This window comes from Crystallibacter degradans, from assembly GCF_012952295.1.
In the GTDB taxonomy this organism is placed as follows: Bacteria; Actinomycetota; Actinomycetes; order Actinomycetales; family Micrococcaceae; genus Crystallibacter; species Crystallibacter degradans.
Map to the genome: position 1 here is coordinate 185,425 of NZ_JABBCH010000006.1, position 21,654 is coordinate 207,078.

At 64.4% G+C, this 21,654-nt stretch carries 20 protein-coding genes and 1 pseudogene; 9 read left to right on the forward strand and 12 right to left on the reverse strand.

What is annotated here, in order from left to right:
• Positions 1–64 precede the first annotated feature (64 nt).
• On the forward strand, positions 65–805 hold the full coding sequence (locus tag HGO92_RS12250; protein ID WP_169995145.1) for a GntR family transcriptional regulator: 741 nt from the start codon (positions 65–67) through the stop codon (positions 803–805).
• Between the two features lie 80 nt (positions 806–885).
• Complete coding sequence (gene iolB, locus HGO92_RS12255) at positions 886–1,788, forward strand: 5-deoxy-glucuronate isomerase (RefSeq protein ID WP_169995147.1); 903 nt, start codon at positions 886–888, stop codon at positions 1,786–1,788.
• A gap of 50 nt (positions 1,789–1,838) precedes the next feature.
• Here the strand turns inward: iolB and HGO92_RS12260 are convergent, their stop codons facing one another.
• Positions 1,839–2,864 carry a LacI family DNA-binding transcriptional regulator gene (locus HGO92_RS12260; protein WP_169995149.1) on the reverse strand — a complete coding sequence of 342 codons (1,026 nt, stop codon included), beginning with the start codon at positions 2,862–2,864 and terminating at the stop codon, positions 1,839–1,841.
• A 279-nt stretch (positions 2,865–3,143) separates the two neighbouring features.
• Between HGO92_RS12260 and HGO92_RS12265 the strand changes: the two genes are divergently transcribed.
• Genes HGO92_RS12265 through HGO92_RS12275 form a run of 3 tightly spaced genes read left to right on the forward strand, consistent with a single transcriptional unit; the run spans position 3,144 to position 6,218 of the window.
• Positions 3,144–4,349 carry a phytanoyl-CoA dioxygenase family protein gene (locus HGO92_RS12265; RefSeq protein ID WP_169995151.1) on the forward strand — a complete coding sequence of 402 codons (1,206 nt, stop codon included), beginning with the start codon at positions 3,144–3,146 and terminating at the stop codon, positions 4,347–4,349.
• A gap of 1 nt (position 4,350) precedes the next feature.
• Positions 4,351–5,424 carry an inositol 2-dehydrogenase gene (gene iolG, locus HGO92_RS12270; RefSeq protein WP_346768943.1) on the forward strand — a complete coding sequence of 358 codons (1,074 nt, stop codon included), beginning with the start codon at positions 4,351–4,353 and terminating at the stop codon, positions 5,422–5,424.
• Between the two features lie 23 nt (positions 5,425–5,447).
• Complete coding sequence (locus tag HGO92_RS12275) at positions 5,448–6,218, forward strand: SDR family oxidoreductase (protein WP_169995155.1); 771 nt, start codon at positions 5,448–5,450, stop codon at positions 6,216–6,218.
• Between the two features lie 2 nt (positions 6,219–6,220).
• On the opposite strand, the gene HGO92_RS12280 is transcribed toward HGO92_RS12275, so the two are convergent.
• The 9 genes from HGO92_RS12280 to iolC form a co-directional block, all read right to left on the reverse strand.
• The gene (locus HGO92_RS12280; protein WP_169995157.1) at positions 6,221–6,625 is read right to left on the reverse strand and encodes a tautomerase family protein; all 405 of its coding nucleotides are present in this window, start codon (positions 6,623–6,625) and stop codon (positions 6,221–6,223) included.
• A 215-nt stretch (positions 6,626–6,840) separates the two neighbouring features.
• Positions 6,841–8,316 (reverse strand): sugar porter family MFS transporter, encoded by a 1,476-nt coding sequence (locus HGO92_RS12285; protein ID WP_169995159.1) that lies wholly within the window; start codon positions 8,314–8,316, stop codon positions 6,841–6,843.
• 23 nt (positions 8,317–8,339) lie between these two features.
• Positions 8,340–9,212 carry a sugar phosphate isomerase/epimerase family protein gene (locus tag HGO92_RS12290; protein ID WP_169995161.1) on the reverse strand — a complete coding sequence of 291 codons (873 nt, stop codon included), beginning with the start codon at positions 9,210–9,212 and terminating at the stop codon, positions 8,340–8,342.
• A gap of 92 nt (positions 9,213–9,304) precedes the next feature.
• A complete protein-coding gene (locus tag HGO92_RS12295) occupies positions 9,305–10,318 on the reverse strand; it encodes a Gfo/Idh/MocA family protein (protein ID WP_169995162.1) in 1,014 nt (337 codons plus the stop codon).
• 51 nt (positions 10,319–10,369) lie between these two features.
• Positions 10,370–11,290, reverse strand: a complete 921-nt coding sequence (locus HGO92_RS12300; RefSeq protein ID WP_169995164.1) for a sugar phosphate isomerase/epimerase family protein — start codon at positions 11,288–11,290, stop codon at positions 10,370–10,372.
• A gap of 60 nt (positions 11,291–11,350) precedes the next feature.
• Positions 11,351–12,847, reverse strand: coding sequence for a CoA-acylating methylmalonate-semialdehyde dehydrogenase (locus tag HGO92_RS12305; protein ID WP_169995166.1), 1,497 nt, complete (start codon positions 12,845–12,847; stop codon positions 11,351–11,353).
• A gap of 31 nt (positions 12,848–12,878) precedes the next feature.
• Entirely contained in the window at positions 12,879–14,822 is a 1,944-nt protein-coding gene (gene iolD / locus HGO92_RS12310) for a 3D-(3,5/4)-trihydroxycyclohexane-1,2-dione acylhydrolase (decyclizing) (protein WP_169995297.1), read from the reverse strand.
• A 14-nt stretch (positions 14,823–14,836) separates the two neighbouring features.
• A complete protein-coding gene (locus HGO92_RS12315; protein ID WP_169995168.1) occupies positions 14,837–15,754 on the reverse strand; it encodes a Cgl0159 family (beta/alpha)8-fold protein in 918 nt (305 codons plus the stop codon).
• Entirely contained in the window at positions 15,751–16,743 is a 993-nt protein-coding gene (iolC, locus tag HGO92_RS12320; protein WP_169995170.1) for a 5-dehydro-2-deoxygluconokinase, read from the reverse strand. Before iolC ends, HGO92_RS12315 begins: the two co-directional genes overlap by 4 nt.
• Before the next feature lie 287 nt (positions 16,744–17,030).
• Between iolC and HGO92_RS12325 the strand changes: the two are divergent.
• The 3 genes and pseudogenes from HGO92_RS12325 to HGO92_RS12335 all read left to right on the forward strand — a co-directional run.
• Positions 17,031–17,510: pseudogene (locus HGO92_RS12325) on the forward strand (IolE/MocC family protein); the annotation flags it as partial.
• A 140-nt stretch (positions 17,511–17,650) separates the two neighbouring features.
• Positions 17,651–18,715, forward strand: a complete 1,065-nt coding sequence (locus tag HGO92_RS12330; RefSeq protein WP_169995172.1) for an ROK family glucokinase — start codon at positions 17,651–17,653, stop codon at positions 18,713–18,715.
• An 88-nt stretch (positions 18,716–18,803) separates the two neighbouring features.
• Complete coding sequence (locus HGO92_RS12335; protein ID WP_169995174.1) at positions 18,804–19,670, forward strand: potassium channel family protein; 867 nt, start codon at positions 18,804–18,806, stop codon at positions 19,668–19,670.
• A gap of 13 nt (positions 19,671–19,683) precedes the next feature.
• Here the strand turns inward: HGO92_RS12335 and HGO92_RS12340 are convergent, their stop codons facing one another.
• Complete coding sequence (locus tag HGO92_RS12340) at positions 19,684–20,466, reverse strand: alpha/beta fold hydrolase (protein WP_169995176.1); 783 nt, start codon at positions 20,464–20,466, stop codon at positions 19,684–19,686.
• Positions 20,467–20,662: 196 nt separating this feature from the next.
• On the opposite strand from HGO92_RS12340, the gene HGO92_RS12345 reads away from it, so the two are divergent.
• Complete coding sequence (locus HGO92_RS12345; protein ID WP_169995178.1) at positions 20,663–21,112, forward strand: hypothetical protein; 450 nt, start codon at positions 20,663–20,665, stop codon at positions 21,110–21,112.
• Here HGO92_RS12345 and HGO92_RS12350 read toward each other — a convergent pair.
• Entirely contained in the window at positions 21,102–21,617 is a 516-nt protein-coding gene (locus tag HGO92_RS12350) for a hypothetical protein (protein WP_169995180.1), read from the reverse strand. The genes HGO92_RS12345 and HGO92_RS12350 overlap by 11 nt on opposite strands.
• Between the last annotated feature and the right edge of the window lie 37 nt (positions 21,618–21,654).

The following is a 21,654-nucleotide window of genomic DNA, read 5'->3' on the forward strand; positions in this document are numbered from 1 at the left end:
ACTGTTTGTCCTATCATTTGCAGCAACCATCACCCAAGACCCGGAAGCAGGCGGAGGAGGAGCAATGAGCACAGACCTCAATATCCCCATAGACCGGTCCTCTCCGGTGCCTCTGTACCACCAGGTAGTGCAGGGCATCGAAGCGGCCATCCACAGCGGCGCGCTTGAGTCCGGCTCCCGGCTGGACAACGAGATTGAGTTGGCGAGCAAACTCAAGCTCTCGAGGCCGACAATGCGCAAGGCTATGGACGAGTTGGTCCGCTCCGGCCTGCTGGTCCGGAAGCGCGGTGTCGGAACGCAGGTGGTCTCCAACCAGGTCCGCAGGCACCTCGAGCTGTCCAGCCTCTTCGACGACCTCAAGCGCACGGGCCAGAAGCCCACCACTGAGGTCCTGGATTTCCGCCACGGCAAGGCCGATGCGTCAATCGCTAAGGCCCTTGACCTTCCCTCGGGTGTGAACGTCTACCATTTCTCTCGACTGCGAAGCGTAGGCGGCAAACCTCTGGCGCTGATGGAGAACTGGGTCCGGGACGACATTACGGAGATCACCGAAGAAGGACTGCGGCAACTCGGGCTGTACCAGATTCTGCGTGACGCCGGTGTGAACTTCCGTCTGGCCAGCCAGCGCATCGGCGCCATGGTGGCGGATGCCCGGCAGGCCGGCCTGCTTGACGTCGAGACAGGCTCCGCACTGGTCACCATGGAGCGCACCGCGGTGGATGACACCGGGCGAAATGTCGAAACCGGGCATCATGTCTACCGCGCCGATTCGTACAGCTTCGAGATGACCCTGGTCCAGCGCTGACCCAGGACAGGCGGCAACTCGCCTCACCAACTTCCGTTCTACAGACCGACTTCGATCCCTCAACGAAAGGCCGCACAGTCATGCCCGAATCTACGCAATGGGTATACCCGCTCGGAACCGCCGTCGACGGCGCCTGGCAGGTCTCGCTCGGCGCCGCCGACAGCCCCACCCAGGTGGACGGCTGGGCACACACCGGCATCAAGATCGCTCGGCTCGCCCCCGGCGAGGCCGTAAAACTGGCGGCGGATGCCGAGGAACGCCTCGTGATCCCGCTCGAAGGCTCCTTCACCGTGACCATCGACGGCCTTGACTACGCACTCCGCGGGCGAGGATCCGTCTTCGCTGGCCCGTCCGATGTGCTCTACACGGGGATCGAAACCGCCGTCACCATCTCCTCGTCCGACGGCGGACGGGTGGCCGTTGCCCTGGCGCCCGCAAAGGCCAGCTACCCGGTGCGCCTGATCAAAGCCGAAGATACTCCGGTGGAACTGCGCGGCTCCGGGATCTGCTCCCGCCAAGTGCACAACTTCGGCACCCCCGCGGCATTGGAAGCGGACCGCTTTATCGTGTGCGAGGTTATTACGCCGGCAGGCAACTGGTCGTCATATCCCCCGCACAAGCATGATGAGGAGAAGGACGGCGAGACCAGCCTTGAGGAGATCTACTACTTTGAGACCCGGCCAGCCAAGGACGCGCTGGCTCCTGCCGAGGCGGACGCCATCGGGTATGCCCGGGTCTATGCCTCGGATGATCGGCCGATCGATGTCAATGCCGAAGTCCGCACCGGCGACGTGGTCCTGGTCCCTTACGGCTGGCACGGACCGGCCATGGCCGCCCCGGGCTACGACCTGTATTACCTGAACGTGATGGCCGGCCCCGGCCGCGTCCGGGAATGGCTGATCAGCGACGACCCGCACCACGGCTGGATCCGCCAGACCTGGGAGGGCCAGCAGATGGATCCCCGGCTGCCCTTTACCGCCTGACCACTCCAGGAGCAGCACACGCAAACCCCGGGGTTATCCGGCCGGCCTGCCTACAGTCCGGCCGGAATATTGTGCGGGGTGACGACGTCGATCTTTGACGCCTCGGGCACCGGGTCCATGGGCAGAGCACCATAATGGCGCATCAGAACGCGGCAGCATCGGTTGACGTCCTGGCGCAGGTCATGGTGCAGCAACGCGCTGATCCTGCCTTCGCGCAGCAGGCGGACGTTGTCCGGATTCAGGTCGTGCCCGATGAAGACAGCCAGCTCCCGGCCGGCCTCCGCGAAGGCCGCCAGCAATCCGGCATTCCCGCCGCCGATGGAATAAACCGCGGCCACTCCGGGATCCTCTGCGAGTGCGTGCGCCATGATCTCCTGTGCGTTGCCGTCCAGCCCGTTCGAGCCGGCCAGATAATGAACGGGACGATGCGGCTCCAGCCTGCGCATCGCGGCCCGGAATCCCATTTCCCGTTCTTCTTCGCCACGGAACGCGTCGCTGCTGACTGTCACGGTGACGCTCCCGGGCCGCCCGCCCAGCCATTGCGAGACCAGGTAGGCCGCCGTTGCCCCGGCCGCCCTGTTGTCGATTCCGACATACGCCAGCCGCCGGCTCACCGGTACGTCTGTCGCCAGTGTGACCACCGGAATGCCTTTGGCATGCAAACGTTCGACGGCGGCAGCCACCTCCGGCACGTCCGGCGCCTTGAGCACTACCCCATGGCTGCCGTGGGCGGCAATCCGGTCCAACTGATCCACGCAGCCTGCTGGTGTCCAGTTCTCGTTCAGGTGGAAGCGGGCGCGGAACACCGCCGGGCGCAGTAGCGGCAACTCGTTTACCAGCGCCCTCCGCACAGCGGTGTTGAACCGCGCAGGAGCATCTGCGACGACGTCAATCAGGAAGCGGCGTCCGGTCAGCTCCAACTGGTGGCGCTGCGCCTCGAGTTCCTGAATGGCACGCTGCACCTGTCCAGCCGTAACCGCTCGGACGCCGGGGCGGTCATGCAGCACCCGGTCCACCGTGGCGTCGCTGACCCCCGCCTGCCGGGCGATCTCCCGCACAGTGAACCGATGCGCCATGCTGCCTCCTGTTTGAGGTCGAGGTGAGGGGTTCCTGAGGCAATCGACGATCGCTGGGCCAGCATTTCAGGAAGGAGAGTGCCATGGCAAGGGCCGAAGCTTGATGGCTTTCTGAGGTACTTGCCCATTGCCGCGGAGGTTGCTGGGGCAGAAGACTGGTGTAAGAGCAGCTGCCCCGGCAGCTCGCAGCACGAGACATCTATCTATTTCCTGGCTTTGCCGACCATCTGCATCCGCAGGTGGATTCCATCCATTCAGCACCCCAGCAAAGGAGTTGCCATGTCCATCACCGCTCGGGCCAGCACCGCAAGCATGAGCGCCGGTGTCCAGTGGTTCCACTCGGACGCCTGCCGCCTGGAGGACTTCGTCCGTACAGTCTCCGTCGAGACACGCCTCGAGGACTACCCCTTCGCCCATCGTGTGGAACGAAACGTCCTCATCTACGGCCCGGAGCTGCAACAGCGGGCCGAGGACCCGGCGGGGCGCCGAGATATCCAGGCCGAGTTGGTCCGCGCCCTGACCGACGGGCCCGGCATCGTCGTCTTCAAGGAGGCCTTCGCCGATACCGCCGTCGTCGATCGAGCCACCGCGGCCTTCATCCGGCTGATCGAAGCACAGAAAGCGGCGGGGACTGCGGCGGGAGACCACTTCGCCAAGCCCGGGGCGAACGATCGGGTCTGGGGCGCCTTGGACAAGCTTGCCGTTGCGGAACCTGAAGTCTTTGCCGACTATTACGGCAACGACATCCTGGCCTTGGTCTCCGAAGCTTGGCTCGGCCCGAACTATCAAGTCACGTCACAGGTCAACGTGGTAAACCCCGGCGGCGCCGCTCAGACCGCGCACCGCGACTATCATCTGGGCTTCATGGGGCTGGAGGAAGCCCAGACCTACCCAGCACACATCCACCGGCTCTCCCCCGCGCTGACCCTGCAGGGTGCCGTAGCGCACTGCGACATGCCGATCGAATCCGGGCCCACCCTCTACCTGCCGCATTCACACAAATATCCCGCGGGCTATGTGGCGTTCCACCGGCCCGAGTTCACCGACTACTTCGAACAGAACTTTGTCCAGCTGCCCCTGGCAAAGGGTGACGCCGCATTCTTCAACCCCGCGCTATTCCACGGGGCCGGGCACAACCGCAGCGCCGACATCCGCCGCATGGCCAACCTGCTCCAGGTCTCGTCCGCTTTCGGCCGCGCCATGGAAACCGTGGACCGGACCAGCATGTGCAAGGCGCTCTACCCGATCATGCAGGAACACCGCGCCGCTGGATCCTCGGAGCGTTCGGTGCGCAACGTCGTGGCCGCGTCCGCCGAGGGATATGCCTTCCCCACCAATCTTGACCGGGACCAGCCGGTCGGCGGCATCGCCCCGGAGAGCCAGGCCGGGCTAGTGCTGCGCGCCCTGAAAACCGGTTTGGACCAGGCGGCCTTCGAAGCGGAACTGGATGCCCAGCAGCAGCGCCGTCGGACGCAGGTGGGCTGACGTGGCATCGCACACCGGCGCTGGCCGTCCGCTCCGGTTGGGCCTGATCGGGTCCGGCCGGATCGGCGCGGTCCACGCCGCCAGTCTGGCCGCGCATCCCGGGGTGGACTTCGCTTGGGTGGCCGACCCCTTTATCGAAAGTGCGCGCGGACTGGCGGCGATGTACGGAGCGACCGCCACGGAATCTGTCGAGCAGGTTCTGGAGGACAGAAGCGTGGACGGCGTCATCCTTTGCTCGCCGACCCCCACCCACGTGGACCTGATCCTGGCCGCAGCCGAACGGGACGTGGCGGTGCTCTGTGAGAAGCCGGTGGACCTGGACCTTGAGCGCGCCCGGTCCTGCCAGCGCGCGGTGGCTGGGGCGGCGCGGCCGATCATGATTGGCTTCAACCGCAGGTTCGACCCATCCTTTGCGGCTGTCCGGCGGCGGGTGGATGCGGGCGAGATCGGTCGGCTGGAGCAACTCGCCATCACCTGTCGCGACCCGGAGCCGGCGCCCGAGGCTTACATCCGCACCTCCGGCGGCATCTTCCGCGATATGACCATCCACGATTTCGACATGGCGCGGTTCTTCCTCCCAGACATTGTCCAAGTCAGTGCACACGGCTCAAACCTGTTCAACGGCTACATCCGCGACGCGGGAGACTATGACTCCGCCGTCGTTGTCCTGATCGGTGCCGGCGGCGAGCAGGTCACCATCACGAACTCCCGGCACAGCGCGTACGGCTACGACCAGCGGTTGGAAGCGTTCGGCGCCGGCGGGATGCTCAGCGCGGAGAACTTTCGGCCGACGTCGGTGCGAAGTTACTCGTCCGCCGGCACTGAGCAAGCCGATGCGTACGAGCCGTTTTTTCTCGAACGTTATGCCGCCGCATACCGCGCCGAGCTGGAGCACTTCCTGCGCTGCATACGGGAGGATGAGTCGGCCACCCCTGGAATAGGCGACGGGGTTGCCGCCCTCGAACTGGCCGAGGCAGCTGCCCATTCAGCGGTGACCGGCAGGACAGTAGCCGTGGGCGGGGCTGCCGCAGTTGGTCCTGCTGCCGCCACAAGAGCAACCGAATCAAGAGGATAACAGTAGTGGGATTTGATGGCTTGATGAGGAACAAGGTCCTGCTGGTCAGCGGGGGGACGCAGGGACTCGGTGCGGGCATTGCCATGGCCGCCGCGGAGCAGGGCGCCGAGGCGGTCGCCGTCGTCGGTCGCAACACGGAAAACGGAAGGGAAGCCGTTAAACGGATTGAAGCGGCCGGGACGCAGGCAATGTTCATCAAGGCCGATCTGTCCAAAATGCCGCAGGTAGGCACAGTGGTGGAGACCGCCGTCAAGCGTCTCGGCCGGGTCGATGCACTGGTGAACGCCGCGGGCCTCACCACCCGCGGGACCATGCTGGACACCACCGAGGAGCTCTTCGACGCACACGTGGCAGTGAACCTAAAGGCGCCATTCTTCCTCATGCAGCAGGTCATCGCGCATCTACGCGAACGCGGGACGTCTGGCAACATCGCCAACATCATCACGATGAGTTCCCACGGCGGCCAGCCCTATTTGGCGCCCTATGCCGCGACGAAGGCGGGCCTGGCCGGGCTGACCAGGAATGCCGCGCACGCGCACCGCTGCGATCGTATCCGGATCAACGGGATCAACATCGGTTGGACTGCTACGGAGGGCGAAGACGCGATCCAGCGCCGCTTCCACAACGCCGGCGATGACTGGCTGGAGAAGGCTAACGCCTCGCAGCCGATGGGCAAACTGGGGCAGGTGGACGAGATCGCCGACTTCGTGGTGTTCCTGTTGTCCGAGCGCTCCGGCGTAGTCACCGGCTCAGTGGTCGACTGGGACCAGACCGTCCCCGGTGCGTATGACTGAGTTCAGCGCTTCGGCACGGCCAGTTCTCCGGTGACGTATTGGGCACGCCCAAAGCCGAAGGACCAGTCGCCCGGCCCGTTCTCCATATAGCCGATGAACACGTCTTCGCTCGCGACGCCAACCTCGGCCAGCGAGTTGTGGATAGCCTCGAACAGGCTCGTCTTGGCGACGGCGCTCCGGCCTTCCTGGGTGAAGACTTGGATCATGACAACGCCGTGGGACCGTTCAAACCCAAGGCCAGCGTCCTGGGCGACGATCTGGCCGGGTGGGTGCACGGTCAGGATGTGGAAGTAGTCCCGCTCGGGGATCCCGTACTCCGCCACGACCGCGGTGTGAATAGCTTGGCTGACGGCGTCGAGCTCCCGCTCGGAACGGCCTTCGACGACATCAATGCGGATCAGCGGCATGTACGCCTCCTAAATAGTTTGTCCTGACATTCTAACAAATATGGTGGACTCGGTAAAGAGCAAATGGGTCAAGACGCCGTGCCATAGCCAAACATCGACGAGGGGCCCGAGCCGGCTTTTCCGCCGTGCCCGGACCCCTCTTCTTCCGGACCAGTCGTGAGGGAAAACCACTCCGTCCAAAAGGACTACGACGGCCGGGGTCAGTGGTGCAGCGCTTAGTGCTGGCTGACCAGCACCGAGGTGCCTTCCCGACGAAGTGCCGCTGTGTCGCCCACGTGGAATTGCTCTTCCAGCTCTTCCAATGTCTTGCCGCGTGTCTCTGGCAGGTAGGCCTTTACGAAGATCACCGCGAAGACTCCGACAAATGCGAACATGAAGAAGGTGCCGGAGATCCCCAAGCCCTCGGCGAGGATGGGGAAGCTGAACCCAACGGCGAAGTTGACCATCCAAAGGATGAAGGCGGTGCTGCCCATGCCGAGGCAGCGGATCCTCAGCGGGAAGATTTCGGAGAGCATCAGCCAGGTCACGGGCGATATCGCGCCCTGTTGGAAAGCCAGGAAGGTCACCGTCAAGCCCAGGATGACGAAGCCCCGTCCGGTTCCTTCCGGAAGCACCATGGAGAAGACACCGATCAGGGCCAGGGCAATGATGGTGCCGATCTGGCCGATCATCAGCATCGGCCGACGGCCAACACGGCCCAGTAGCCAAATGCCGACGAAGGTCGCCAGGACCGAGATCACACCGTTGGCGATGTTCGCCGTCAGCGCCGCTTGTGTGCCGAAGCCCGACTGCTTCAGGATCTCCGTGCCGTAGTACATGATTGAGTTCACGCCGGTGATCTGCTGGCAGATCGCTACGCCCACGCCGATGAAAAAGATCCGGCGCATCCATGGAACGTTCAGGTCCTTGAAAGAGCCCTTCTTTGACTCGTAGTCCTCACGGGCCAAGTGGCGGACCTCGTCGAATTCCTTCTGCGCAGTCGCTGCGGTGCGAATCCGCTTCAGCACCTCAAAGGCCTCTTCGAAGCTGCCGATCGAGGCCAGCCAGCGTGGGCTCTCGGGGACACGGAGCATGCCGATCCAGAGTGCGATCGCAGGCAATGTTGCGAGCACCAGCATCCAGCGCCAAATGTGCAACTCCTCGGACCATACGTTCCCGAGCACTGCGTTAGTCACGAAGGCCAGCAACTGCCCGGTGACGATCATCAGTTCATTACGCGTAACCATCTGCCCACGCATGTGCGCCGGGGACATCTCCGCCAGGAACACGGGAACCATGGCAGAGGCACCGCCGACGGCCAGACCGAGGACAAAACGGAACGGGACCATGATCTCCACGTTCGGCGCGAAGGACACGCCAAGCGTGCCGATGAGGAAGACCCCGGCAAGGGCGATGATCATCCGCCGGCGGCCATAGCGGTCTGCCAGCCGGCCGCCCACGAGTGCACCAAAGGCTGCGCCGAACAGCAGGGCACTGGTGACCAGTCCTGTGGTGAACGGTGTCAGCCCGAGATCCTGCTCCATGAAGGGCAGGGCGCCGTTGATGACGCCGGTATCGTAACCGAAGAGCAGTCCACCCAGCGTGCTCACGGCGGTAATGCGCTTGAGCGCCCTGTTGGGCTTGCCCTCGGGGCCTGCCGCACCGGCAGGTCCGCCGGAAGCAGCTAACTTATGCGAGCTTGCAATGCTCATGTCTTCTCCGTCGGACTTGCCTGTCACTGGAAACCGCCGACGAATTCCTTCATCGTCTGGAGTTGGTATCGGGATACGTCGATGGCATTCTCGTTCTCGGCGAAGACGCTGGAGACCATCACCGAGTCAGGTCGGTCCAGGAAGCCGTTCTCTGCTAGTCCACCGAAGAATTCCTGCCAGTCCACGTCGCCGTCGCCGATCTTGAGGTGCTGGTGCACGCGTACCGGGTTGCCCGGCGGGTTGGTGATGTAGCGCAGACCGTGCGATGCATGGTGGTCCATGGTGTCCGAGACATGGACAACGCGGAGCCGGTCCCCCACCGCCTGCATTATCTCGGCGGGGTCATCCTTCATGTGGAAGGAGTGGGAGGCGACGTAGACGAAGCCCAGGTTCGGCGAGTTAACGCCGCGGATTACCCTCCAGGCGGCCAGGCCTTCCTCGACAAAGTCGTCAGGATGCGGATCGATGGCCACATGGACGCCCTCGCGTTCGAAGACGGGTACAAGTTCTTCCATGGACCGGTAGAAAGCGGCCTCGGATTCTTCTGGCTGCTCCGGCCGTCCGCTGAATTCGGTATTCATCTGTGTCACGCCAAGGTCGACGGCGATCTGCACCGCGCGCTTCCAGTAACGGACCGCAGCCGCACGCAGGTTCTCGTCCGGAGAGGACCAACGCAGGACCGGCAGCACCGAAGCGATTTCGACGTTGGCCTCGGCACAGGCCTTCTTCAGGTCGGCTACCAAGGCGTCGTCGGCCTTCGGATGGGTGAAGAAGGGGATAACGTCCTTGTGCGGGGTGAGCTGAATGTACTTGTACCCCAGTTCTGCCGCGAGTTTCGGGAACTCAAGCACAGAGTGGCTGTGGTGGAACGGAGTTGGATCCAGGGCGATCTTCATCGGTAGCGCTCCTTGTGGATGTGGGGCCGGAGATGACCGGACATGGGCTGGCGGGAGAGACCGATGGTTCCAGGCCCCTCCCACCACGGGTTCTAGCTGTAGAGTGAGGGCTTCTCGTTCAACTGGACGAGAACCTTGCCGCCGGTCTTCTGCGCTTCGACGCCCGCTTCACAGCAGGCGGCGGTGGCGTAGCCGTCCCAGGCGCTCGGGCCACCGATCTCGTCCTTCAGCGCGGCATCTACCCACGCCTGGATCTCGACGTCGTATGCTGCGCCGAAACGCTCCTCGAAGCCGGGCGCAATCTTGCCGCCCCAGCGGCCCTGCGTCCGCACATAGGGACCCGAGTCGCCGCCGATGCTGACCACGCCGTCCTCGAAGGAGGCCTGCGTGCCGACCTCGTAGCCGTACTGGGCGTTGACGTAGATTTCCACGTCGGCCAGGACGCCCGACTCGGTCTCGAGCAGGACATGTTGCGGATCGTGCTGGCCCTCCGGCGCGTTGCGGGTCTTCTTGCCCATCCGCACCTGCACCGAGGTGATTTCCTCGCCGGTGAAGAACCGGACGGCGTCGAACTCGTGGACTACGGAGTCGTTGATCAGCATCTCGTTAGTGAAGCCGGGCGGGGTGGTCGGGTTGCGGTGCTGGTGGTGGAGCACCAGCAACTCGCCGAGTTCGCCGCCACGGATGATGCTGCCCAGCTGCGCGTATTCGCTGTCGTAGCGGCGCATGAAGCCCACCTGGATCCGCTTACGGCCCAGTTTCTCCTCTGCCTGGACCACCTTCCAGGCAGACTCGGCGTCCGGAGTCAGCGGCTTCTCGCACAGAATAGGGATGTCTTTGACCAGCGCCGCATGCAGGATCTCCTCGTGCAGGAAGCCCGGCGTGGCGATCAGTACCGCGTTGATCTCCGGATTGTCTAGGGCGGCCTGGGCATCCGTCAGCGCCACGGCGCCTGGAATGTCAGCGATGGCGGCCTTGGCTCGGTCCAGGTCGATATCGACGACGGCGGCCACCTCGGCGCCATGAATGCGCCGGTGAATGCGCTGGATGTGGTCAATGCCCATGCGTCCGGCGCCGATTACGGCAACGCGCAGGTTCTGGCTCATGGTATTTCCTTTGGCTTGTGACGATTGCGTGAGGGACTGTTGCTGAACGGGCTACTGGAGGCGGGTCCGCGAGCCGCAGGAAAGCAGGTAGCTGCACGTGCGCTTGGCGATGGGCATGGGCACCCCGAAGTCGGCCACCGGGTACATGTCCTGTTCGACGATGCCGAAGATAGGTTTGTCCAGCTTTTCGACGGCATCGATCACCTTGGACAGGTCCGGCATGCCGTTCGGGGGTTCGGTCATGACGCCGGCCAGATTGGCTGCGGCCCACGTCATGTTCTGCTCGCGCACCGTCTTCAGCACGGCAGGGTCAATCTGTTTCAGGTGCAGGTAGCCGATCCGCTCCGGGTACTTCTCGATCAGGTCCACGCTGCTGGCGCCGCCGTATTCTGCGTGGCCGGTATCCAGGCACAGCGTGACCAGTTGCGGGTCCGTGTTCTGGAGGAAGCGCTCGATGTCCGGCTGCACGCAGACGTGCGAGTCAGCGTGGGAGTGGAACTGCTGCTGGAGGCCATACTCCTCGGAGAGAACCTTGCCCAGGCGGTTGTGCCCGTTGAACAGGTCATCCCACTGCTCAACCGTGAGCTCGCCGTTCTCCACTGCCTCGCCGGTGACGTCGTCGCGCCACATCGCGGGGATGACCACAATGTGCTTCCCGCCGACGGCCGCGGTCAGTTCCGCAACTTTGCGGGCCGGCTCCCAGGCAACGTCCCATTGGTCCACGCCGCGGTGGAAGGCGGTGAACACGGTGCCTGCGGAGACCTTGAGGTCACGCGCCTTCAGTTCATCTGCCAGACGGGACGTATCGGTGGGCAGGTAGCCGTAGGGGCCGAGTTCGATCCACTTGTAACCGGATTCAACGACCTCGTCCAGGAAGCGTTCCCAAGGGGTCTGCTTGGGATCATCCGGAAACCAGACACCCCAGGAGTCGGGGGCAGTTCCGATAATCAGCTTGTTCTCAACCTCGGACATGGATTAGTCCTTTCAGCCTTGTACTTGGCGGGGTTAGTCGGCGGGCCGGATGGACGCGCGTCAGTTGGACGGGAACGCGAAGGACGCGTTGGAGGCCTGCTTCGGTTCGGGCCAGCGCTGGGTAACAACCTTGCCGCGGGTGTAGAAGCGCACGCCGTCGGGGCCGTAAATGTGGTGATCGCCGAACAGCGAGTCCTTCCAACCGCCGAACGAGTGCCAGGCCACCGGCACCGGCAGCGGGATATTGACGCCGACCATGCCCACGGTGACGCCGCGGGTGAAGGCGCGGGCGTAGGCTCCGGAGGACGTAAAAATGGCCGTTCCGTTGCCGTAGGGGTTGGAGTTGATGACTTCGAGAGCCTCTTCCATGTTGGCCACGCGCACCACGGCTAGGACTGGTCCGAAGATTTCCTCCCGGTAGGCACTCATCTCGCGGCGGACGTGGTCGATGACGGTCGGGCCGACGAAGAAACCGTTCTCGTGATCCTTGACCATCAGTTCGCGGCCGTCCACGACCAGCGCTGCGCCGTCGTCCTGAGCCTCGCCGACGATCTTCTGTAGACGGGACTTGGATTGCGGGGTGATGACCGGGCCCATGTCCGCGTCCGGCTCCAAACCGTTGGCCACCTTGACAGCCTCGGCGCGTTCCTTAAGCTTGGCTACCAGTCCTTCCGCAGCATCGCCGACGGCAACGGCAACCGAGATGGCCATGCAGCGCTGGCCTGCCGAGCCGAAGGCAGCGGCGTTGATGTGGTCTGCGGCGAGGTCCATATCCGCATCCGGCATGACCACCGCGTGGTTCTTCGCGCCGCCGAGTGCCTGCACGCGCTTGCCGTGCTTGGTGGCAGTCTCGTGCACATACTTGGCGATCGGGGTGGAGCCGACAAAGGAAATGCCGTCCACATCGGGGTGGGTCAGCAGACCGTCAACGGCTTCTTTATCGCCCTGGAGGACGTTGAAGACGCCGTCAGGCAGTCCGGCTTCCTTCCATAGGCGGGCCATGAACAGGCTGGCGGAAGGGTCGCGCTCGGACGGCTTGAGGATAAAGGCATTGCCAGTGACGATGGCGACCGGCGCCATCCACAGCGGGACCATCACCGGGAAGTTGAACGGAGTGATGCCGGCGACCACGCCGAGTGGCTGGCGGAAGGAGAAGACGTCGATCCCGCCGGAGACCTGGTCAGAGTATTCGCCCTTGAGCGACTGCGAGGCGCCGCAGGCATACTCGACGACCTCGAGGCCGCGGCCCACTTCGCCGGCAGCGTCCGAGACAACCTTGCCATGCTCGCTCGTGACGATCTCGGCCAGTTCCTGCACGTTGGCGGCCAGCAGTTCACGGAACTTGAACAGGACTGCGGTGCGCTTCGACAGCGAGGTTTCGGCCCAGATCTCCGAGGCGGCCTTGGCCGAAGCGACGACGGCATCGATGTCCGCACGGTTGGCCAGGCGCAGTTCGGCAGTGGTCTCGCCGGTGGCGGGGTTGTAGACGGGCTGGGTGCGGTCGCCCTCGCCGGCGGTCTCCGCTCCGTTGATGAAGTGCGTGATGGTGGTGGTCATGATTGCTCCTCGGTGTTGCAGTGGAAAATTACTAGATCAGGGGCTTCTGTTGGGCCTTGTGGTCCGCATAGGTCTTGTAGGCGTTTTGGGTGGAGTCCAGCTCGGAGACGGAGGCCACCGGCACGTCCCACCAGGACTCGGAGTCCGGCGCGTCGATCAGCGGATCGGATTCCACATGGATCAGCACGGGACCGGACCCTTCCGGCTCGGCCTTGGCCTTGGCGACCGCCGATTCCAGGTCCGCGATGACGTTCTCTCCGGGCTCAACCCGGATCACCCGCACGCCGAGCGATTCGGCATTGGTAGCCAGGTCGATCGGCAGCTTTTCGCCGTCGTCGAATGTGTGGTGTTTCTTGTCCAGCGTGCGGTACTTGGTGCCGAACCGCTGCGAGCCGAGCGATTCGGACAGCGCGCCGATGGAGGCGTAGCCGTGGTTCTGGATCAGCACCGTGATGAGCTTGATCCCCTCGGCCACTGCCGTCACCAGCTCGGTGTGCATCATCAGGTAAGAGCCGTCACCCACCATAACGACGACGTCGCGCGGTTCGGCGTCTGCCGACCCCTCCGCGGCGCGGTCGGCCTCGTCGATGGCCGCTCGCTTCACCCCCAAGCCGCCGGGAATCTCGTAGCCCATGCAGGAGTAGGCGTATTCCACGTGGTAGCCGAACGGGTCCCGTACGCGCCACATCTTGTGCAGGTCGCCAGGCAGCGAGCCGGCCGCGCAGATGACCACGTCGCGGGCGTCCATGGTGCGGTTGACGGCGCCGATGATCTCGTTCTGGCTTGGCAGCGGGGTGTGCCGGGTGTCGAACGCCTCGTCCACCGTCTTGTTCCAGCGGTCCTTCTCCACCGCCACCTGCTGCTCCAGGTCGCCGGCCACCCGGTATCCGGACAGACTTTCCACCAGCTTGACCAGGCTCTTGCGGGCGTCGGCGACGATCGGCAGGCTGGTGCCCTGCTTGTAGGCGTCGATCGGCGCCACATTGATGTTGACGAACTGCACGTCCGGGTTCTGGAACGCAGTGCGCGAGGCGGTGGTGAAGTCCTCGTAACGGGTGCCGATACCGATGATCAAGTCCGCTTCGCGAGCCAGGGCGTTGGCTGCTGTCGTACCTGTGGAACCCACAGCGCCGAGGCAGTATGGGGCGTCCCATGGGAGTACTCCCACGCCGGCCTGCGTGTAGGCCACCGGGATGCCGGTCAGCTCGGCCAACCGGGCGAGCTGCTCGTTTGCGAAGGAGTACAGCACGCCGCCACCGGCGATGATCAGCGGGCGCTTGGCCGCGCGGATCAGCTGGGCGGCACGGCGGATGTCACCCTCTTCCGGCTCGGGGCGGCGGATTCGCCACTCCCGCTCGGCGAGGAATTCCTCCGGCACATCCAGCACCTCGGCCTGCACGTCCTGCGGCAGCGAGATGGTCACGGTACCGGTTTCGGCCGGGTCCGTCAGGACGCGAAGCCCGTGATGGAAGGCTGAGAACAACTGCTCCGGGCGGGTGACGCGGTCGAAGTACTTGGACAGCGGGCGGAAGGCATCATTAACCGTGATGTCGTAGGCGTCCGGGCGCTCCAGCTGCTGCAGCACCGGGTCCGCCGCCCGGGTGGCGAAGGTATCCGAGGGCAGCAGCAGCACGGGCAGGCGGTTGGTGGTGGCCAGGGCAGCACCGGTCAGCAGGTTCGAGGAACCCGGACCGATCGAGCTGGAGATCGCGAAAGTGGCGCGGCGCCGCATGTGCCGGGCGTAACCCACCGACTGGTGTACCTGGGCCTGCTCGTTTCGGCCCTGGTAGTACGGCATGAGAGTCGGATCCTGGACCTGCCACTGTTTCAGGGCCTGGCCGACCCCGGCAACGTTACCGTGGCCGAAGATGCCGAACATGCCCGGGATCAGCCGCTCGCGGTACTCCGCTCCCCCGACGTTATCGACGGTGTACTGCTTGCCCAGGAACTCTACGACCGCCTGGGCCACGGTCATTCTACGGGTTGCCATCAGCTGGCGATCTCCTGTTCGGTACGGGTATTCAGCAGCGATGCGGCGGTGGCCACTGCCTCCTGAACGCTGCCCTGCTTCGGGTACAACAACGTGCGGCCAACGGTCAGGCCTTGCACGCCGGGCAGCCGCAGCGCAGCGCCCCAACTCGAATAGATCTCCTCGGCCGTGCCGGACGGATCCCCGCCCAGCAGCACTGTGGGCATGGTGGTGGCCGCCATGACGCGCTCCATGTCTTGAACCACAGGCAGCTTCATCCAGGTGTAGGCGCTGGTGGCACCGAGGCCGGAGGCGATGGCGATCGATTTGATGACGGCGTCGGTGCTGAGGTCGTTGCGGACCCGGCCGTTGTCCCACACCGAGATGAAGGGCTCCACCATGGCGACCAGCCGGCGTTCTGCCAGGCTGTCGATGGCCTTGGCCGTGGATTCCAGCGTCGCAACAGTAGCCGGGTCGCCCAGGCAGATCCGGGTGAGCATTTTGCCGCCGGTAGCGCCGAGGGTCTCCAGAGCGGCGGCGGTGTGACCGGTGAACCGGTCGTCCATCTCGTTGACGTACCCAGCCAGGCCGCCGCGGTTCATTGAACCGAAGAGCAGCTTGCCGTCCAGCGCACCGAGCAGCAGCAGGTCGTCCATAATGTCGGGGCTGGCAAGTACACCGTCTACTGCCGGGTTGGCCAGCGCCTCCTTCATTCGGTCCAGCAGATCGCGCCGGTCCGCCATTGCCGTGGCATTTTCGCCGACAGCGAGAGCGCCGCGGGCGGGATGATCCGCGGCTACGATAAAGTTCTGCTCGCCCAATTTGAGTCCCGGGTGCGGCCGGCGTACGGCTGCCGCCCGTGCCACAGCGTCCGGATCTTCCAGCCGGATCCGCGAGAGGTGCTCGTAGCGGCGCGGGTTGTCGTCAAACTCGCTCATCGGACTGCCTCCACGGGAGCCGGAACGTTGCGCCCGCGTTCGGCCAGCAGCGAATTGACCTCGTCCGGCGTCGGCATCGCGTCCGCACAGGAGAGTCGGGAAGCCACCAGAGCACCTGAGGCGTTCGCATAGTCCAGGACCGCCTCGAGCGGCCAGCCCGCCAGCAGTCCGTGGCAGAAGGCACCGCCGAAGGCATCGCCGGCGCCGAGACCGTTCACGGTCTTGACCGGGACCGGGGCGGAGACCACGCGTTCGGTCCGGGTCTTTGCCATCACGCCCTCCGGCCCAAGCTTGACCACAGCAATCTCCACGCCGGCCTCAAGCAGCCGGTCCGCTTGCTCGTCGGGAGTACCTTCGCCCACTGCGACGGCGCATTCCTTGTCGTTGCCGATGGCCACGCTCACGTGCGGCAGGATGCGGGCAACCTGCTCGCGGGCTTCCTCTTCGGAGGCCCAGAACATCGGGCGGTAGTCCAGGTCAAGAACCGTGAACTGGCCGGCCTGCAGGTCCTCGCGGCGCCGCGCTTCGTGGGCGGCCAGATGAGCAGAGCGGCTGGGCTCCTGGCACAGACCGGTGACAGTAGACCAGAAGATGCCGGCCTCGCGGATGGCGTCCAGGTCCAGCTCGCTGGCCGCGATCTGCAGGTCCGGAGCGGTGGGGAAACGGCCGTAGAAGTAGAGCGGAAAATCTTCCGGCGGCATGATGGCGCAGAACGTCGCCGGGGTCTGGAGGCCCGGAACCGCGGTGATGAAGCTGTCATCCACACCGAACTTGTACAGCTCGCGGTGCAGGTACTCGCCGAACGGATCTTCACCCGTACGCGTGATGATGGCACTGCGGCGGCCGTGCCGCGCGGCGGCTACGGCGACGTTGGACGGAGAACCGCCCAGGTACTTCCCGAACGTACTGACGTCTGCCAGCCCGACCCCGATTTCATTCGGATATATGTCGACGCTGATCCGTCCCATGGTAAGCAAATCGTGAGCCACTTAAGATCCTCGGCCTTTCTGTTTCGGGGCGTGCCCTCGCGGCCGCCTGCTGGCAGGCTGTGAGCCGAACCACACCAACTACTTTGCACGAGTCAAAATGTCCTGTCAAACATTTGTACTGACATACTTACATGAAGCACAAAACTCGCGTCAGGTAGAGCTAGCGCTGGACCCGAAGCGAACAGAATCAGCCCACCCAGCCCAGCACGTACGCTGCCGCCAAACATGGTCTGGCGCCCGACCATCTCCCCAGCAAGTCGTGCATCGGAATGCTGCACACGGAACTTGACGTATATAAGCTGCTGGAACTGACCAAGGCGACACATATCGGCGTCGAACTCGACGCGTCCCATCTTTTCTGGCAGCAGATGGACCCGGTCGCCGTGGTCCGTCATCTTGGTCCCCTGGTGGTGCAGGCCGCTGCCAAGGATGTTCGGGTAAATGCGGAGACAGCCGCCCTCTACGGGGTTCTCGATAACCGGTTCCGGCGCCTCTCGCCCGCGGAGGAGCGCACGAATCTGGGCGGCGACGAACGGGCCAACGAATGGCCGAAGGAATCCGCATGGGACTTTGTGGCGTTGGGCAAGGGGCATGACACTGCCTATTGGACGGAGTTCCTGCGGGCACTTTACGAAGTCGATCCGGAAATGCTCGTGAACATCGAGCATGAGGATGTCTCTCTTGGCCGGATCGAAGGTCTTGAGGTCGCCGCCAATGTCCTGAAAGATGCCGATGCGGCGTTGACCGCCTCCTTGGTAAAGCGATAGGACCCGGTCGACATCGGGTACAAGCTGACGGGGCGGCATCGGCGAGATGCCGCCCCACCAGGTTCATCAGGTCAACCCATCCACGTCACAGGGGCCGCCGGTCACGGCCAGCTGGCAGAAGTGCCCCTAATATGAAACAGATGAGAGCTGATCCGGACCGCCCGCGTATCCTCAGAGTCCATGCCGGGGCCCTGCGCAATGGCCGGGTTCCTCGTGCACGCCCCCAGCTCCGGCTGCCCAGCCGGCTGACCCGCCGCGGGCTGTCCATCGGGATCGACATCGGTGGCACCAAGGTAGCTGCCGGCGTCGTCGACGCTGACGGCCGCATCCTCGCCGAGGAAATCCGAGCCACCCCGGGCCACGATCCACGCGAAGTGGAACAGGTCATCGTCTCGCTTGTCCGCTCTTTGTCCGCCAACCACCGCATCCTGTCGGTCGGCATCGGCGCCGCCGGCTGGATGGACCGCAGCGGAAGCACCGTCCTGTTCAGCCCGCATCTGGCCTGGCGCAACGAGCCGGTGCGTACCAACCTTGAAAAGCTGCTGCACCGCAGGGTTTCGCTGGCCAACGACGCCGACGCCGCGGCCTGGGCGGAATGCCGCTTCGGCGCGGGAACCGGCCAGAGCCGGTTGGTGTGCATCACGCTGGGAACCGGCATCGGCGGTTCGATCGTCATCGACGGCCGGCTCGAGCGGGGCAACTGGGGCGTGGCCGGCGAGTTCGGCCACCAGGTCATCGTCCCGCACGGCCACCGGTGCGAATGCGGTAACCGCGGCTGCTGGGAACAATATGCCTCCGGCAACGCCCTGGGCCGCGAGGCACGCGAGCTCGCACGGGCAAACTCCCCAGTTGCCCAGGAGTGGCTCCGCGCAGTCGATGGTCGCGCGGAGGACATCACGGGCGCCGTCGTCACCTCCCTGGCCCGCGAGGGCGATCCGGCAAGCATCCAGTTGATCGAGGACATCGGTGAGTGGCTCGGCCTGGGCCTGGCCAACTTGGCGGCGGCCCTGGACCCCGGGATGTTCGTGATCGGTGGCGGACTCTCCGAAGCGGGCGAACTGCTGCTGGAACCGACCCGCCGCGCGTTCGGACGCAATCTCACCGGCGGCGGATTCCGTCCCGCAGCACCCATCGAGTTGGCGGCGCTTGGACCGAAGGCGGGTCTGATCGGCGCCGCGGATATCGCCCGCTTCTCCTGGCGGTAAGCCCCTGGGGCGAGATGTCCGCCCAATGGAAGGACGCCCGATCCGCCGTTCTGCCCCACGCGCAAGGCCGGCGTGCTAGACAGTAAGGATGATGTGGCTCTTCACCCTGCTGGGCGTCGTTCTGATTGTTGCCGGGCTGAACGACATTTTCCATACCCTGCTCCGGCCTACCGGACGCGGCCATTTGAGTCACTTCGTGGTCAACGGAATGTGGAAGGCCTTCGGGGGCACGGGCGGCATCCGGAAGTACGCCGGCCCGTTGGCCATCGTCTCCGTGATCCTCACCTGGACCGTGTTGCAGGCCGTGGGATGGGCGTTGATCTACTACCCGCACTTTCCGGACGGGTTCTCCTATTCGCCGGGACTGGATGAAACCAGGTACTCCAACGCCGCGGAGGCGCTGTACGTCTCGGTCATGACGCTGTCCACGCTCGGCTACGGCGACGTCGTTCCTATCGACAACTGGATCCGCTGGGCCTCTACCTTTCAAGCAGTCACGGGATTCGGCCTGCTCACCGCAGCGGTTTCGTGGTTCATGCAGATCTACCCTGCCCTTTCACGCCGCCGTGCACTGGCGCTAAAGCTGTCCTCGATGAGCAAGAGCGGGTACGTGGACAAACTATGCCAATTGGAACCTTCAGTGGCCTGCAGCGCGCTGGAATCGGTATCGGACAGCATTTCCCAAGCCCGCATCGACCTCAGCCAGACCACGGAGACGTACTACTTTCGGGACATGTCCCCTGATGTCTCTCTAGCCGTTTCCCTCACCTACGCACTGGACCTTTCCGCGGCAGGACAGCGCTCTCCCAGCAAGGATGTCAACCTCACCGCCGAGGTCCTGGAAACCTCGCTGAGGGAACTGGCCGGATATCTGCGGGACGAGTTTGCGCTCGAAGGCACCACCACCCGGGACGTCTTCCGCGCGTTCGAGGCGGACCACGGCCACCGCGACTAATACACCGTTCCCGTCAGGCCAGCTGCTCGTCGAGAAACGCCAGCACCTCCGCGGAAGCCGGATCGATGAGGTGCCCGCCTTCCACGACTTCGTGCCGAGAACCGGGAATCAGGTCGGCCAGCACGTTGTCGACTGCGCGGAAGACCGGCGGCGACGCAGCACCGGAAACAATCAGCACGGGCTTTCGCACGCGGACAAGCTGCTCCTGGTCCGGCCGGGAGGATCCGCCTTTCAGCTCGGCCATGATAGCGGGCGCGTTATCGAGCACCATGCGCCGCCAGGTTTCGGGCAACTGTGCCCAGCCCCCGTCGCCGAGGATTTCCCGGTAGAAACAATCCGCTCCGGCTTCCGGTCCCCCGACCGCGGCAGCCGCGGCGACGTTCGCCTCCAGGGCGCCTTCCCACGCATGTGCTTCCGCCGTCATCGTCACGATCGCCGGTTCCAGCAGGACCAGGGCCCGGACCAGTCCGGGATAGCGCTGTACGAGGTCAACGGCGATCTCGCCGCCGTAACTGCGTCCAATAACGACGGCGGGGGTCGCCTTGAGAGCCTGCAGCAGCGCCGCAGCGTCCTCGGTATGCTCCCCCACCGAGGTCATCGAGTACGGTTCCGGCCGCTCGCTGCGGGTGCAGCCTCGCCGGTCGTAGATGATCGTCCGTCCACGCTTGGCAAGCTGCGCCGTCGCCTCGCCCCAGACCTTCGCCGAGCTGCCGGTTCCGTGGATGCAGAGGATGGGAACGCCGTCGCCGTGTTCTTCGTAGTAGAGGGACACACCGTTGACACGGATCTCGCTCATAGTCTCCACGCTACGCGCCAATGAAATCACCGTCCATCTGCTGACTTCGGGTGCAGGAGATCCGGTCCTGCAAGGTCGGCAAGACAGGCTTCTGGGTAACGGCCGAGTAACAGGTCGTTTATAGCTTGGGGCCAAGCAGCGGTCTGCTGCGGATGCCGCGTCCGGTGTCCCGGTAGGTGCTGGGCAAGGATGGGACATGAATACGTCAGGAACCCGCGATAACTTATTCCGCGAGATTGACAAACGGCGCCGTGACATCAAGACGTACCTGCGGCGTGCCCGTCCCCGCCGGACCAGATTAACCATAACCAGCGTTGTTGGAAGCGCCCTGGTTGCTGCCCTGACCGCTGGTCCGGGCTTTGGTCAGGAAGGCTTCACCGCGGCGGTGGCCCGGCTGTTCTCACTTCCGGACCCCTCCGTCGTCTGGCAAGTCATCTGCGTTCTGGCTGCGCTGCTTTCGGTAGCATCCGCAGTGGCCACCGGTCTGGCCAATTCCAATAACGTGGCCGCGCAAATAACGGCTGCTGAAGCCTGCAACATCGAGTTGGAAGGGTTGCAGACTGCCTTAAGATTCGGTCACCTTCCGTTGGAGGATGCTGTGCGGATGTACCAGGAGTACCTTTCGAAGGTGGCGTTCATTGACTGATTTCAGACATGGACGCAGACTGCTCTTCGGCAAAGTGGCTGACCAGCCCGTTGAGTTTGCCCAGCCACCAGTTCAAAGCCTCCGCCAAGTAGCTGCAGTAGTTCCGCTGCGCCGTCCGCAGGTCTGCTGCAACCCGGTCGCGCAGTTCGACCGCCAGGGCCAGCAATCGGCTCTCCGAACCCGTCTCCCCCTGGGCCCGTTCCAGTTCAGTGCGGTAACCCGTGGCCAAGGCATCCAGCGTGCAGGCTTCCGAAACCTGCCAGTACCAGGGCAGGTAAACAGAGGTCTCGTCCGGGTTCTCGGCCTGCGCTGCCTCGAGATGCCCGAATCCGTCGCAGAACCGTACCTTCTCCGCATACTTATCGTGGAGCAACGCCGGTGAAGGATCGCAGCTCCGGTCAGCGCACAACGTTGCAGCCCAGAGGAATATATCCACACGTACTGCATTCCCGCTGGCCGAGTCCGCGTTTACCTTGCGACCAGTAGCCGTATCTGTGCCGAGCATGTCCTGTTCCTCTCCCAACCTTTGTTCAGGTTCGGAA